At 28.8% G+C, this 15,082-nt stretch carries 16 protein-coding genes and 1 other annotated feature; of the genes, 12 read left to right on the plus strand and 4 right to left on the minus strand.

What is annotated here, in order from left to right; all coding sequences use genetic code 11:
- Positions 1 to 139 precede the first annotated feature (139 nt).
- Both H8S20_RS17715 and H8S20_RS17720 read left to right on the plus strand, forming a co-directional pair.
- Positions 140 to 1,018 (plus strand): hypothetical protein, encoded by an 879-nt coding sequence (locus H8S20_RS17715; RefSeq protein ID WP_186860948.1) that lies wholly within the window; start codon positions 140 to 142, stop codon positions 1,016 to 1,018.
- A 216-nt stretch (positions 1,019 to 1,234) separates the two neighbouring features.
- On the plus strand, positions 1,235 to 2,017 hold the full coding sequence (locus tag H8S20_RS17720) for a ZIP family metal transporter (protein ID WP_186860949.1): 783 nt from the start codon (positions 1,235 to 1,237) through the stop codon (positions 2,015 to 2,017).
- A 17-nt stretch (positions 2,018 to 2,034) separates the two neighbouring features.
- Here H8S20_RS17720 and H8S20_RS17725 read toward each other — a convergent pair whose 3' ends face one another.
- A complete protein-coding gene (locus H8S20_RS17725; protein ID WP_032118773.1) occupies positions 2,035 to 2,352 on the minus strand; it encodes a winged helix-turn-helix transcriptional regulator in 318 nt (105 codons plus the stop codon).
- A 105-nt stretch (positions 2,353 to 2,457) separates the two neighbouring features.
- Here H8S20_RS17725 and H8S20_RS17730 point away from each other — a divergent pair, with 105 nt between their 5' ends.
- Positions 2,458 to 2,994, plus strand: coding sequence for a flavin reductase family protein (locus H8S20_RS17730; RefSeq protein ID WP_032118772.1), 537 nt, complete (start codon positions 2,458 to 2,460; stop codon positions 2,992 to 2,994).
- A 137-nt stretch (positions 2,995 to 3,131) separates the two neighbouring features.
- Here the strand turns inward: H8S20_RS17730 and H8S20_RS17735 are convergent, their stop codons facing one another.
- A complete protein-coding gene (locus tag H8S20_RS17735; protein WP_186860950.1) occupies positions 3,132 to 3,836 on the minus strand; it encodes a DUF421 domain-containing protein in 705 nt (234 codons plus the stop codon).
- A 226-nt stretch (positions 3,837 to 4,062) separates the two neighbouring features.
- On the opposite strand from H8S20_RS17735, the gene H8S20_RS17740 reads away from it, so the two are divergent.
- The 3 genes from H8S20_RS17740 to H8S20_RS17750 all read left to right on the plus strand — a co-directional run bounded on the left by H8S20_RS17740 (position 4,063) and on the right by H8S20_RS17750 (position 7,565).
- Positions 4,063 to 4,809: a DNA alkylation repair protein gene (locus tag H8S20_RS17740; RefSeq protein ID WP_186860951.1), complete on the plus strand. Its 747-nt coding sequence runs from the start codon at positions 4,063 to 4,065 to the stop codon at positions 4,807 to 4,809.
- Between the two features lie 49 nt (positions 4,810 to 4,858).
- Positions 4,859 to 5,155, plus strand: coding sequence for a YciI family protein (locus H8S20_RS17745; protein ID WP_032118770.1), 297 nt, complete (start codon positions 4,859 to 4,861; stop codon positions 5,153 to 5,155).
- A gap of 114 nt (positions 5,156 to 5,269) precedes the next feature.
- Positions 5,270 to 5,538 (plus strand) — a binding site (T-box leader).
- A 59-nt stretch (positions 5,539 to 5,597) separates the two neighbouring features.
- Entirely contained in the window at positions 5,598 to 7,565 is a 1,968-nt protein-coding gene (locus H8S20_RS17750; protein ID WP_186860952.1) for a class I tRNA ligase family protein, read from the plus strand.
- 206 nt (positions 7,566 to 7,771) lie between these two features.
- Here H8S20_RS17750 and H8S20_RS17755 read toward each other — a convergent pair whose 3' ends face one another.
- The gene (locus H8S20_RS17755) at positions 7,772 to 8,107 is read right to left on the minus strand and encodes a winged helix-turn-helix transcriptional regulator (RefSeq protein ID WP_032118761.1); all 336 of its coding nucleotides are present in this window, start codon (positions 8,105 to 8,107) and stop codon (positions 7,772 to 7,774) included.
- Between the two features lie 170 nt (positions 8,108 to 8,277).
- Here H8S20_RS17755 and H8S20_RS17760 point away from each other — a divergent pair, with 170 nt between their 5' ends.
- Positions 8,278 to 8,865, plus strand: coding sequence for a nitroreductase family protein (locus tag H8S20_RS17760; protein ID WP_186860953.1), 588 nt, complete (start codon positions 8,278 to 8,280; stop codon positions 8,863 to 8,865).
- Between the two features lie 177 nt (positions 8,866 to 9,042).
- Here the strand turns inward: H8S20_RS17760 and H8S20_RS17765 are convergent, their stop codons facing one another.
- Positions 9,043 to 10,149: a DEAD/DEAH box helicase gene (locus H8S20_RS17765; protein WP_032118759.1), complete on the minus strand. Its 1,107-nt coding sequence runs from the start codon at positions 10,147 to 10,149 to the stop codon at positions 9,043 to 9,045.
- A 220-nt stretch (positions 10,150 to 10,369) separates the two neighbouring features.
- On the opposite strand from H8S20_RS17765, the gene H8S20_RS17770 reads away from it, so the two are divergent.
- The 5 genes from H8S20_RS17770 (at position 10,370) to H8S20_RS17790 (ending at position 15,021) form a co-directional block, all read left to right on the plus strand.
- Complete coding sequence (locus tag H8S20_RS17770) at positions 10,370 to 11,503, plus strand: CdaR family transcriptional regulator (protein ID WP_186860954.1); 1,134 nt, start codon at positions 10,370 to 10,372, stop codon at positions 11,501 to 11,503.
- Positions 11,504 to 11,664: 161 nt separating this feature from the next.
- Positions 11,665 to 12,807, plus strand: coding sequence for a glycerate kinase (locus tag H8S20_RS17775; protein ID WP_032118757.1), 1,143 nt, complete (start codon positions 11,665 to 11,667; stop codon positions 12,805 to 12,807).
- Positions 12,808 to 12,867: 60 nt separating this feature from the next.
- On the plus strand, positions 12,868 to 13,167 hold the full coding sequence (locus H8S20_RS17780) for a DUF3307 domain-containing protein (RefSeq protein WP_141395448.1): 300 nt from the start codon (positions 12,868 to 12,870) through the stop codon (positions 13,165 to 13,167).
- A 62-nt stretch (positions 13,168 to 13,229) separates the two neighbouring features.
- Positions 13,230 to 14,165, plus strand: a complete 936-nt coding sequence (locus tag H8S20_RS17785; protein ID WP_243177763.1) for a carbohydrate ABC transporter permease — start codon at positions 13,230 to 13,232, stop codon at positions 14,163 to 14,165.
- A 1-nt stretch (position 14,166) separates the two neighbouring features.
- The gene (locus H8S20_RS17790; RefSeq protein ID WP_186860955.1) at positions 14,167 to 15,021 is read left to right on the plus strand and encodes a carbohydrate ABC transporter permease; all 855 of its coding nucleotides are present in this window, start codon (positions 14,167 to 14,169) and stop codon (positions 15,019 to 15,021) included.
- The last annotated feature ends 61 nt before the right edge of the window (positions 15,022 to 15,082 follow it).

Raw genomic sequence — 15,082 nt, forward strand, 5'->3', positions numbered from 1 at the left:
ATAAAAAAGAAAAATGTAGTTATTAACTTTAAATAATGAAAAGTCATAGTTTTTTTGAGAAGAATATATGGATTTTATTAGTGAGCTTTTTTTAGTATAATATAAATAATACTAATTTACAAAAGAGAGGAGCATGGATATGTGGTCTGAAAAAAGAGGGATTGAGAATTTTATATTTTTTGCTGTATTTCCTATAGTGATAAATATAGCTACCAATTTTACATATTTTATAAGTACAGACTCCTATTCAATTTTGGAGATTGTTAATAGTTGTAATGTCTTTACTGTGTTTAGTGTGTTAATCTGCTGTCTTTTTAATTTTCTTACTAGACAGAGAGAACTTTCTGAGGAAGAAAAGGATGAACTTAATAAAAAGATGTATGGAATGAAGCTATTAAATATTATTTTTATAGGATACATAATATTTGCACTTTTGATTGTGAAAAATAACAGTATATTTATTTCATCAATAATTATGTATGTTGCATATATAAATTGGTATATGTTTAAAAGTAAAAGTAGAACTGTTACGACTCTTACTGAAACTCAGAAAAACTGGAGAGAATTTCATAATAAAGCTTCATATGAAGAAGGTGGTTTTTTATGGAGGATTAAACCAATGTTAGTACCGCATGTGTCAGTAAGTTTTTCTGAAAGAGTGAGACATATTAATTGGTTTTCAATTATATTTATATTACTATTTACTAAAGATTTTACAATACAAGGAATTCCTATGCTAATTATTATTTTGGTATTTTTAATATCAGATATTATATATATTTTAGATATGTTTTTTGGATTATATACAGAAACTGAAGGAATATGTACAGGCATTATAATGAAAGAGAGAGGGAAAAGGTCTAGAAGAATATACTATGAGGTTTATGTTACTGACTTTTTTAATAAGAGAGAGATAAAATTCAAGGTAGATGATTACTGTGGTTACAATGAAGGTGATGGCCTTAAGCTTATCCATGGAGGACTATCTAAAAAGGTTGTAGAGGTAAAAAGAATATAGATAGTATTATGCATTATTAAAAAAAGCTACAGTATAAATCTGTAGCTTTTTTATATGAAATAATTGAGATAAATATTTAAGGAATACATATATTAGAATCATAAATTTGGTGGTTTGCAGCAAATACTTTAATGAATAACTCTTATTATATAATAATATACTTAGTAGTATCTTATATAATATATTGGTAGGGACACAATAAAATGGAGGGAATTTATGAAAAATATATTTATTGGTATTTTGATACCACTTTTAGGTACTGCATTAGGTGCTTCTTGTGTTTTTATAATGAAAAAAGAGATAAATGAATTAGTAAATAAAGGACTCCTAGGATTTGCATCAGGAGTAATGATTGCTGCGTCTATATGGTCATTAATTATACCAGCAATAGATATGAGTAAGAATCTGGGGAAGTTTGCTTTTTTCCCGGCAGCAGTTGGAGTTTTAATAGGGATAGTATTTATGCTTATTTTAGATAAAATTATTCCTCATCTTCATTTGGATAATGATAAACCTGAAGGTGTAAAAAGTGAAAAGTTAAGAAAAACAACTATGCTTGTATTGGCTGTTGTTCTTCACAATATTCCAGAAGGAATGGCAGTAGGGATTGTTTTTGCAGGTGTTATGAATAATGGAGCGGCGATAACTCTTGCAGGAGCATTTGCTCTTTCAATAGGTATCGCAATTCAAAATTTCCCGGAGGGAGCTATAATATCAATGCCTTTAAGAGGGGAAGGAATGAGCAAGGGGAAATCATTTTTAAGTGGTTTTTTATCTGGAGTGGTTGAACCTATAGGTGCAATTTTAACAATTGTCTTCTCAAGCGTTCTTACACCTGTAATGCCTTATCTTCTTTCTTTTGCAGCAGGAGCTATGATTTATGTTGTAGTAGAAGAATTAATTCCAGAAGCATCTATTGGAAATCATTCAAATATAAGTACAATTGGCTTTGCTGTAGGTTTTGTGATTATGATGATATTGGATGTAGCATTATCGTAATAAAAGCCTAAATAATATTAATCATCGATATGATTATTACCCCATTCACACAAACATTGTAGAACAGGCATAATTGTTAATCCTCTTTCGGATAGTGAGTATTCTACTTTTGGAGGGACTTGAGGATATTCTTTGCGGATAATTAAATTATCTGCTTCTAATTCTTTCAACTGTGTACTAAGCATTTTGTGAGTAATTGTCTCAAGTGAACGTTTTAATTCACCATATCTAAGAATTTGTTTTTTCCAAAGCCAAAATAATATGTGCATTTTCCATTTACCTTCAATTAAAGACATTGCATAAGCAAATGGTTTAACATTAACATCATTATCCATACCTTACTCTCCTTTTTGATAGTATCTAACTAAAAAGTACATACTTGTTAATAATATTATATTAATTTATCATAGAGATAAGAAATTTTCAAGGAGGATGGTATTATGAAAAAAGAAATAGAAGTATTTGATTATGCAAATGAAATTATGAAATCTATTAAAACAGGCGTTTTGATAACAACAAAAGCAGGAGATAAAGTTAATTCAATGACTATTTCATGGGGAACTTTAGGAATTGAATGGGGAAAGATGATTTTCACAGTTTTTGTAAGAGAGAATCGTTTCACGAAGCACCAACTTGAAAAGAACCCTGAATTCACTATAAATATACCAATTGGTGAGTTTGACAGAAAAATATTAGGAACCTGTGGCACAAAATCTGGTCATGTAACTGATAAAATTAATGAACTTAACTTGTCGCTTGAATCACCTAATATTATTTCCGTTCCAGGAATAAAAGAACTTCCACTAACACTTGAATGTAAGGTTATATATAAACAAAAACAAAACGAGAATGGGATTACAGAAGAAAATAAAAGCAGATTTTATCCACAAGATGTAGAAAGCTCATTCCATGGGGCTAATAGAGATTTTCACACAGCTTACTATGGTGAAATTGTTAGTGCCTATATTATCGAATAGTATATTTTGAAATTTTAATATATTATTAGATTATGGTAATAAGATAAAGTTGATAAATTTCTATTATACTAAGTACAAAAAGTAAAAGAGGTTTAAACCAATTTGTATATAAATAGATATTTTTAAACCTCAATTGATTACTTATATAAAAAAATTTTTAGGTTATCTTTATTATCAAGTGTGGCAAGCAAAACGTTTTTTACATCGGTGTTATATGAATTTTTTAATTTGGAAACAACCCAATCTTCATCTTTATGAAGTTCTTTTATCTCATTGAAATTTAATTTTCCTTCTTTAATAATTGTTCTTGGGAAATCAAAAGGTTCCATTTTAGTATGCAAAGATGAAGGCGTAATTGGTTCATATTCTGGGTATAAAAAAACAGAAAATTTACCATTGGGTTCCCAAATGGCTAAGGATACCTTTTTTAGGTCATCTACTTTTTCTTTACGTAATTCTTCTAATAAAACGTCAATTGATATTCTTGCCTTTTTTAATCTATTATAAAGGATTTCACCATTTTGAATAATTGTAATTGGAGAGTTATTAATAAATCTGGAAATACAGGGGAATTTAATAGTGATGAATACTCCACAAAGATAAAGGATAACTAATATAAATGTTGTAATTATAGAGCCTTCTAATCCAAGTTTTTCATCAGATAACGGATGGGCAATAATATTACCAATTACTAAAGTAATAGCAAAATCTAGTAATCTTAATTGAGAAAGGGAACGTTGGCCTAATAGTTTTGCAACAGTCAACAATAATAAAAAAGCAATAATAGCACGAAGTGCCCAATCAATGGCTGTAAGTGTTTCTTGACTATATAAAAAATCCATTTAAAATACCTCCTTTATCTAAAAGATTTAATACTTATCTTATTTTAACCAATAATTGATGAAAAGATTAAATGGATATCAGTGTGTATAAAGATGAGCCAGAAATGAATTAAAAAAGATAGTATATATAAATAATAAAGATTTATTATATGCCTTTTCTTAATTTATGCTATTATTTATCTATAAAATAATAGTTAAGGAGGTATGAATTATTAAAAAACTAGAGATGAATAATGAGAATAAAAAGAAATTTGATACTATAAATGTTGATTTAGAGACAATGATGGATAAATTAAAGGAATTAGGCTCAGATCAAATAAAAAAGGTATTAATGAAGCATGGAATTCAGGAGCCATTTTACGGAACTAAAATAGGGGATCTGAAAAAGTTAGTTAAGTATGTTAAGAAAAATGATATTTTAGCAAGGGAATTATACAATACAGGTAATTATGATGCTATGTATTTAGCAGGATTATCTATAAATCCTAAAAGTATGACAAAAGCTGAGGTAGAAGGTTGGTTAGAAAAGGCATATTGTAATGCTATCGCAGTATCTATAGTTTCAAATGTCGCAGCTGAAAGTAAGTTTGCACTTGAGCTTGCAAGAAAATGGATAAAATCAGATGATGAAATAATTGAATCTTGTGGATGGAGCACAATGTCTAATTATATATCAATTACCGAAAATAACTTAATTGATATGGATGAAATAAGAGAACTTTTAAATATTATTGAAACAGATATACATAATAATAAAAATAAAGTGAGATATAATATGAATAGTTTTGTAATAAGTGTGGGGTCATATATAAAAGAATTAAATGAAAGAGCGTTAGAAGTTGCTAAAAATATAGGGAAAGTTAATGTATCACTTGGAACTACTAGTTGCAAAGTACCAGTTGCTGAAGAATATATCCAAAAAGTAATTGCTATGAATAGAGTAGGGCGCAAGAGAAAGACTTGTATTTGTTAACTAAAATGAAGAGTTAAAATATTGCTTAATTTAGGGAGGTTACGAAAAAATGAGATATTTTATAGTAGAAGGTACAATAATAAATGCAGATTTAATGAATGATAATGTTATGAAAGAGCATATGGCATATTCCAAAAAAGCAATGAATGAAGGGTTAATATTAACATCTGGTCTTAAGGAAGATATGAGTGGAGGATTATTTGTTATGAAAGCAGAGTCCTGTGAAAAAATAGAATACTATTTAGCGAATGAGCCATTAAAAGTTTATGGGATACAGGAGTATAAAGTTATAGAATTTTCACCTCATTACTTTAATCAATCTCCTAATGAATGGTTTAGTAAATAACTAGAAAGTTGATTAAAATAAATATAAATACATATAATAAATATAAATATAAGTTTATAAATTATTAATTTATATAATTGACACTTAATGTTTTAAGCTATATAATTATGACAAATAAAGGCTATGAAGAGAAGAGTAGTTATGAAGGTATATACAGAGAGTTTTCGGTTGGTGTGAGGAAATTATGAGATCATAATGAAACAAGGCTTGGAGCTGCATATGGGATCTTATAAATTAATTATAGGTGATGATATGACGTTTGTTCACGTTACAGAACTAAAGTATGATTTGACCTTTTAGGAAGATGGTGTACTTGATGAGCTTAAAATGGTGACATTTTAAGAAAAAGGGTGGTACCGCGGAATTGAATTTTCGCCCCTGTGGAATTTATGTTCTACAGGGGCTTTTTTGACGTTAAAAAAATCTTAGAGGAGAGATTGTTATGATAAGTAAAAGATTAGAGAGAAATGAAAGACCAGTATTCCCCAAAAAAGCTGTAATTACTGCTGGAATGCCTTATGGAAATAAAAATCTTCATTTTGGTCATGTTGGAGGAATGTTTGTCCATGCAGATATATTTGCAAGATTTTTAAGGGATAGAATAGGAAAAGAAAATGTAATTTTTATTTCGGGTACAGATTGTTATGGTTCACCAATTCTTGAAAGCTACAGAAAATTAAAGGAAGATGGCTATGAAAATAGTATAGAGGATTATGTTAGAGAAAATCATTTAAGCCAAAAGGAAACTTTAGATACTTACAATATAAGTTTAAATATTTTTGGAGCTTCAGCTATTGGAAGAAGTGGAGAAGTTCATAAGGAAGTATCAGAAGAAATATTTAATACTTTATTTGAAAATGGCTATATAAAAAAGATGTCAGCATTACAATTCTATGATGAAGATAAGAACACATTTCTTAATGGAAGACAAGTAGTTGGGAAGTGTCCGATTGCTGGTTGTAACTCTGATAAAGCTTATGCAGAGGAATGTTCATTAGGACATCAATATATGGCATCAGAATTAATTAATCCTGTGAGTACATTATCAGGTAAGAAACCAATATTAAAAAGCGTGGATAACTGGTACTTTACATTAGAGGATTCGATGGATATTATGAAGGAGCTTAATGAGTTTTTAAAGAGGAGCACTAACAGAAGGAAATATGAACTAAAAGCTATAGATGAATTTTTAAAGAAGCCATTAATTTATGTTCCAAGAAAATATATTGATGATTTAGTTGAGTTAGAAGCTAAGTTACCTAACCATGAAGTTATAGATGAAGAGAAGAAGTCTTCAATAACTTTTGTTTTTGAACATTTAGAAGATAGAGATAAGGCTAAGGAAGTATTAGAAAGTTTAAGCATTAACTATACAAGTGGTAAGACTTTAGTACCTTTTAGATTATCAGGAAATATTTCATGGGGAGTACCAGTTCCGGATAAGGACGATTTAAAAGATTTAACATTCTGGGTATGGCCAGAATCTTTATGGGCGCCAATATCATTTTTAAAAACTTATTTAGAGTCAAAAGGAGAAAATCCAGAAGAATGGAGTAATTGGTGGGAATCTGAAGAGTCAATAGTTTATCAATTTATAGGTGAGGATAATATCTATTTTTACTCAATTGCAGAAATGGCTATGTTAATAGGCTTAAGATTAGCTAAAGGTGAAAAGGTAGATGTTAGTAAATTAAATCTACCGCATATAGTTTCTAATAAACATATTTTATTTATGGATAAAAAAGCAAGTAGTAGTTCAGAGATAAAGCCTCCAATGGCAGATGAATTGTTAAAGTATTATACTAAAGATCAATTACGTATGCATTTTATGAGCTTAGGATTATCATCAAAGAGCGTTGGATTTAAACCTCAAGTTTATATGAAAGAAGAAGAAAAGGTAGGAGTAGATCCAGTATTAAAAGAAGGAAACCTTTTAACAAATGTATTTAATAGGCTTATACGTTCATGCTTCTATACATTACAAAGTTTAAATAAAAATATTACAACAGTAGAAGTAAGCCAAAAGATAAAAGATTTAGCAGAAAAAGCAGTTTTTGAATACGAAAGACATATGTATAATCAAGACTTCCATAGAATAGCATACGTTCTAGATGAGTATATAAGAGAGATGAATAAATATTGGACTAACAATATAAAAGATGATGAATTAAAAATACAAGTAGTAGCTGATTGCTTATATGCTTGTAAAGTTATAGCTATACTAATTCATCCTATTGCACCAGAAGGGTGTGAAATGTTTAAGGAGTATCTAAATATTGATGATGAAATATGGAACTGGGATAATATATTTGAACCTATTAATTTCTATTTTAAAGATGGTGAAAATCACAACTTTAAATTTCTTGAACCGAAGATAGATTTCTTTAAGAAAATGGAGTATCAATATTAATATAAGATCCTGTTAGACTAAAATGTTGATATATTATACTTACTAATGAAATTCTAAATACTAGTTCATTATATACCTGTGCAAGTGGCATATATCAACAAAAGTGTCTAACATGGTCTAATATAAAAACTATTAACTTTAAAATAATATTAAGATAAGTTGCACCTAAAGTGTTAGAAAAATTATCTGACATTTCAGGTGCATCTTTAATCTTTATTATAATAATTAGCTTGATAGTCTTTTCCCCAAGCCTCCATTACATTAATGACAGGTCTTAATGAATTTCCAAGGTCACTTAAACTATATTCAACTCTAGGTGGTACCTCTGGATATGCAATTCTAATTACAATCCCATCTTCAACCATAGATTTTAAGGATTGAGTTAATACTTTTTGGCTGATCTCTGGTATGCTTTTTTGAAAATCGCTATATCGTCTAGTATCAGCTAAAAGATCTCTTAATATTAAAAGCTTCCATTTACTATCTATAAGTGCAACAGTTGTTGCAACTGGGCAAAGTGGTAGCTCTTTTTTTGTCTTCATAAAATTTCCCCTCCAAAGTAAGTAAAATATTAATTCCTACCAAAAGGTGCGTAGCGAACATAAAAGTGCCTACTTCCAAGCTTTTACACCTAATGATATTATAATGACAGTTAGGAGTGCATGCAACTATTAATAACTATCGAATTTAAAAAATAAGGGGAAGAAGATAAATGAATGAAGTAATTAAGTGTATAAAGGAAAGACGTTCAATACGTAAATATTTAAAAAAGCAAATAGAGGAAAATAAATTAAACGAAATTTTAGAAGCTTCTATTTATGCGCCTAATGCTGGAGGTAGGCAATCTGCATTAGTTGTAGTGTCACAAAATGAAAAGGTTAATGAAATACTTGGAAAGATTAATCGTGGAGCTTTTTATGAAAGTGTTCCTAAAAATGCTAAATTAGGAGTATCTAAAGAACAGCCTAGTATTGCAGATGATAGAAATATTAAAAGTGCCTTTTATGGAGCCCCAACAGTTATAACATTATTTGCACCTAATAACTATCTATATACAGATGGTGACTGTGCTGTTGTAGCACAAAATATTATGATAGCAGCACATTCATTAGGAATTGGTTCTTGCATGGTTGGACGAGCTGATAAAACTTTTGAAGGGGAGTATGGTAAAGATATTTTAAAGGAATGGGGATTAAAAGAAGGATATACTCCAACATATCATATTGCTCTTGGATATTATGATTGTGAATTACCAAAAGGTAAGGATAGAAAAGAAGGACGAATAAAGAGAATTTATTAAAGAAATATATACTTGAAGTGTATAGAAATATGCCGACCACAGATATTTATATGAGGTCGGCATTTATATTTGTATAAGAAAATATATATCTTCAAATTGCTGAATATTTCTCTGAAATAAAGTGACATAGTTCCCTTGCCAAAGACATCATTTCTATTAATGAGAGTAGCAAACAATTTATTTTAACTCTCTTCTAGGGATTTTAAACTTAATTTCATTTTCAATATTAGAAAGCATTTTAGAATCCTTAGGATCTACAAAAAGACAAGTATAACCTACATTTCCAGCCCTTCCGGTTCTACCAATACGATGAATATAAGTTTCAACAGCTTCAGGGATATCATAGTTGTAAATATGACTAGCGCCGCTAATATCTAAACCACGAGATGCTACATCTGTTGCAATTAAATATTGAATATCTGCATTTCTGAAAGATTTCATGATTCTTTCTCTTTTAGATTGTTGAATATCACTATGAATTACCTTGCAGTTATATCCACGTCTGTGCATAACAAGCTCTAGCTCATCAGCTCTTCTTTTTGTTCTGCAGAATATTATTGCCATAAAAGGATTGTCTTGGTCCAAAGCTTTGCATAAAGCTTCTCTTTTTTCTCTATCAATTGTTTCAACAACTTCTTGCTTGATATTAGTTAAAGTTACTTCTTCTTTTTTTACACTTATAACCACAGGATCTTGCATATACCTATAAGCAAGTTTTTTTACTGAAGAATCCATAGTTGCAGAGAAGCATAAAGTTTGTTTCTTTTTAGGAGTTTCCTTCATTATAATATCAATTTCATTTTTAAATCCCATTAAAAGTATTTGATCTGCTTCATCTAATACTATAGTTCTTAAAGTACTTAAATTTACAGTTTTTCTTTTAAGATGATCTAAAAGTCTTCCTGGAGTTGCAATTATAAGTCTTATATTTCCTTTAAGCTTTTTCATTTGTGAGCCAATATCCTTACCGCCATACATAGATAAAATACCGATATCTTTAGCAAGGCTTAATTTATTAGCTTCCTCAGTTATTTGAATTGCAAGTTCTCTTGTAGGAGAGATTATTAAAGCCTGAATACCATTAGAGCTTAATGATATATTTTCAAATATAGGTAATAAAAAGGCTAAGGTTTTTCCTGTACCAGTTTGAGCTTCTGCTATAACATCTTCATTATTTAAAATATGTATTATACTATCCTGTTGAATTGGCGTTGGAGTTTTAATTCCAGATTTATTTAATATATTTTCTATGTCGTTACTAATTCCTAAATCTTTAAAGTTCATGTATTGTACCTTCCGTTTTCTCATAAGTTTTATATTATTATAACACAGTAGAAGGATTAAACGTATATTAAATAAGCCTTAGATTAAGAAAATAATCTTTTTAAATAGTCACAGTAAATTAGTATTAAAATTAACTATGTATATATTTTAAATATTTGTAAAATTTTGAGAAATATATTATTCTTTAAATATAATTAATATTTAGTATAGGGGGATATAAATGTTAAATTATAATTTGGCTATAAGAATAATAAATAGATTAACATCAATTTTTACAAAAGATATAAATATTATAGGGGTAGACGGAATAATAATTGCATCAAGTAATAAAAAAAGAGAGAATACTTATCATGAAGCAGCGAGAATAAGTGCTAACAGTAATAGAAATGTAATTATAACAGATAGTAATAAACATATGTATAGAGGTTGTAAAGAGGGAGTAAATATACCAATTACATACCATAACAATGTAATTGGTGTAGTTGGAATAACTGGAACAGCTCAAGAAGTACTTCCATATGCACCATTAATAAAAGAATTAGTTGAATTAATAGTAGGAGAGATGGATGAAGAACACTCACAAAAAGTTAAAAAGAATAAAAAGATTAACTATTTTAAGGACATAATTCAGGGTATAGATATTCAAGATATAGAAACATATTATTCAAGAGCTAAATTATTAGAAATAAATATAGAATCTATACGTAAAATGATTGTTTTTAAATGTGATGATCCAAAAGAAAACGTATACCATGTAACTGAGAGCTTATTTACTACAACACTTAGAAATTTAGATATTGAGATAATAAATTTAAATAATAAAAAAATAATATTGCTAATACAACAAAATATAGACATATCTAGATATATTGATTTATTAATTGATGAATTAAATCAAAATAATATATCAAATTATACTTTTATAATAGGTGAAAAGTGTAAGAAGATTATAGATTATGAAAAAGTATATTCTCAGATTTGCTTAGTAGAGTCTATAGAAGATCCATACAGAGATAAAAAGGTAATAAAAGTAAGAGATTATGATTTAAGATTGCTTGTAAAAGGAATTTCAAAGACTACTAAAAATATATATATAGAAAATAATTTTCTACAACTATTTGAAGGACATAATAAATTATCTGAAGAAATGATGAAAACAGTAAAGATGTATTTTATGAATAATATGTTAGTTGGACAAACAGCTAAAGCTATGTATATTCACAGAAACACTGTTTTATATAGATTAAATAAGTTTAAATCATTATATGGAATTGATTTAAGTAAGCCATATGAATGCACTAAAGTTTTTTTAGCTATTTTAATTAACGATGAAAAAAATAATAGAAATGCGTAGAAAATAATTTAAAAAATATAAAATATAAGTAAAAATTGTGCACGCTAAACAATAAATTGCTAAATTGAATTTTTATTGTTGTTAAGAGTGCACATTGTTCCACTTGTTGTAAATGTTTACTATATAAGTAAGGAATATTTAACAGAATAGGTGGTGAACATATGAAAGTAGTAATTGCTCCTGATTCATACAAAGGAAGCTTAAATGCTTCGGAAGTAGCAAATTCTATAGCTGAAGGAATATCTATTTATAGTAAAGATATTGAAATAATAAAGATTCCAATGGCTGATGGGGGAGAAGGAACTGTACAAGCTTTTATTGATGCAACAGGTGGAAGAACAATTAAATTGAAAGTATGCGATCCATTATTAAGGGAAATAGATTCATTTTATGGAATTCTTGGTGATGGAAAGACTGCAATTATAGAATTGGCAGCAGCTTCAGGATTAAATTTGCTAAGAAAAGATGAATTAAATCCTTTAATTACATCAACATATGGAGCTGGTCAAATAATAAATGATGCGATAGCAAGAGGTTGTAGAAATTTAATTATTGGAATTGGTGGAAGTGCAACGAATGACGGGGGAGCTGGAATGCTTCGAGCTTTAGGAATTAGATTTTTAAATAAAGATGGAAGGGATATACCCGAGGGGGGACAAGCATTAAATCAGCTTCATCATATAGATAGAAGCAACTTTAATAGTGAAATTTTAAAATGCAATATAAAGATAGCATGTGATGTTGATAACATATTGTGTGGAGTTAATGGTGCATCAAATGTATTTGGGCCACAAAAAGGAGCAAAGGAAGAGGATATAAAGATTTTAGATGATTCATTGAAACATTATTCTAGAATAATTGAAGAAGAATTTGGAGTTGATGTATCAAATATTAAGGGTGCAGGTGCAGCAGGAGGTACTGGAGCGGCTCTCTTAGCAATAGGAGGAAAATTAGAAAAAGGAGTAGATTTAATTATAAAGGAAACAAAATTAGAAGAGGTGTTAAAAAGTGCTGACATAGTATTTACAGGCGAAGGAAGAATAGATTATCAGACTAAATTTGGGAAGACCCCTTATGGAGTAGCGAAAGTAGCTAAAAAATACAATATACCAGTAATAGCTATTTGCGGGAGTATAGGAGATGGATATAAAGAACTTTATAAATATGGTTTTGATAGTATTTTTAGCATCAATAATAGACCTATGACATTGAAAGAAAGTATTAATAATTCAACAAATCTTATTAAAGATGTATCAGAGAGAATAATACGAGCCATATGTATTGGATATAAAAATTGTAAGTAATAATAGATTAAAGAATTAAGAGAGGTGGGATTAGGTATTAAAGATATATTATTTGTTTTAATGGCTCATGCGACAGGAGATTACTTGTTTCAAACAGCACATTTAGCCAAAGATAAGGGAAAAGATAATTATGTGTTATTTGTACATTCAATTTTATATGCATGTGGAATTATGGTTATTGGGTATTTAATGGAATATGTAGTAAGTGTAGAACAATTAGCATTAGTTGCCATAACCCACTTTCCTATTGACTATATTAAAGCACGAGGTATATCACCTAAATATTTAGGTGATAAATACGCTTTATATGTGGATCAAATAATTCACTACATTATATTAATATTAGTTTTTATAATTTAAATAATTAAAAAGATAAATTAGGGCAGTTCATATGGCTTCTAATTGGAAAGGTGTAAAAGAATATGAAAGCTGAGATAACTCCTAAGGTGGATGTAAAAAAGCCTAAAAAAAATCACATGACCTTAAAAACTAAGCAATCATTAACTGGATGGTTATTTGTATCACCAGCGTTAATAGGATTTTCGATATTCACTTTTGGGTCAATAATCTATTCGTTTTATTTATCATTGACAGATTATGACTTAATGACAGAACCAAAGTTTATAGGATTTGCAAATTACATTAAAGCGTTTACAAAAGACGAGTATTTTTATAAGTATTTTGGAAATACATTATATTTTGTTGTTTTCCTAGTTCCAATTGTATTAGTTATATCATTACTCTTAGCTCTTTTAATAAACAAAAAAGCAGGAAAACTTACCAAAGCTTATAGAGTAGCATTATTTTTACCAAGTATAACATCAACAATTGCTGTTAGTATGGTATGGCTATGGATATTTAACCCCGATATAGGGCTTATTAATAATTTTCTTACTGCTATAGGATTTAATAATCCGCCAATGTGGCTAAATAGTGCAGATTCAAGTAAGATGGCATTAATTATTATGCGTGTGTGGCAGATGAGTGGTTATTATATGATTATGTTTTTAGCAGGATTACAAACTATTCCTGAAAGTTTATACGAGTCAGCGGAGGTAGATGGAGCTACTGGTATTCAAAGATTCTTTAAAATAACAGTACCAATGCTTTCAAATACAACTTTTGTTGTAATTATATTGCTAGTTATAGAAGCATTTAATATGTTTGAATCTATATTTATTATGACTAGTGGAGGGCCATTAGGATCAACAAGTACAATTATGTACTACATCTATGAAGAAGGATTTAGAAATTACAATATGGGGTATGCATCTGCAATTGCATGGATATTCTTTGCTGTAATTATGGTTATTACATTAATTCAATATAGGTTTAGAAATGAACAAGGAGGGGAATAGTATGTTGCAAATTGGAGTTAAAAAGAAAAAAACTGTAAGCAAAGTAGCTTATCATACCTTTATGATTATACTAAGTTTAATTATGATATATCCATTTATTTGGGCTGTTATGTCATCCTTTAAACCAGTTCAGCAACTATATGCAGAAAATCCATTAAGTATTATTCCAACTGAATTTACTACTCAAAATTATGCTAGACTTATGGAAGTTCTGCCCTTCGGTAAGATGATGATAAATTCAATTTTCTTATCAATTACTATTCCGATTGCTATGATTGCAGTTGCTTCTTTATGTGCTTATGCTATAACAAGAATTGAATTTAAGGGGAAAAATATATTATTCTTTGCATTTATTGCAACAATGATGATACCTAGCCACGTTACCTTGATCCCAAATTATAAGATAGTTACGGAAATGCACTTGTATAATACATTTACAGCACTATTCCTATCAAGTATGTTTACGGCTTCAAATGCATTCAATATATTCTTTTTTAGGCAGTATTTCTTAAGCATTCCAAAGGATCTTGAAAATGCAGCTATTATAGATGGTTGCTCGAAAATAGGAGTATTTTTCAAAATTATATTACCTAATGCAAAGCCAGCGATAGCTACAACAGCTATATTATCTTTTAGAAATGTTTGGAACTCATTCTTATGGCCAATGCTTGTTATAAATGATTATGATAAGTTGCCTATTACAGTGGGACTAAAGTATTTAAAAGAATGGGAAACAAATTGGGCAGTGCTTTTATCAGGAGCTACATTAAGTATTATTCCTATAGTAATAGTATTCATTGTGTTCCAAAAGTATTTTATGGCTTCTACTGTAAATTCAGGTTTTGGTGGAAAGTAAAAGGTTTAAATTTGATTATGTTAAGAGCAATTAATTTTAGTTCTTAAATAATATATAAATA

It is taken from the genome of Clostridium hominis, from assembly GCF_014287825.1.
Lineage (GTDB): Bacteria > Bacillota > Clostridia > Clostridiales > Clostridiaceae > Clostridium > Clostridium hominis.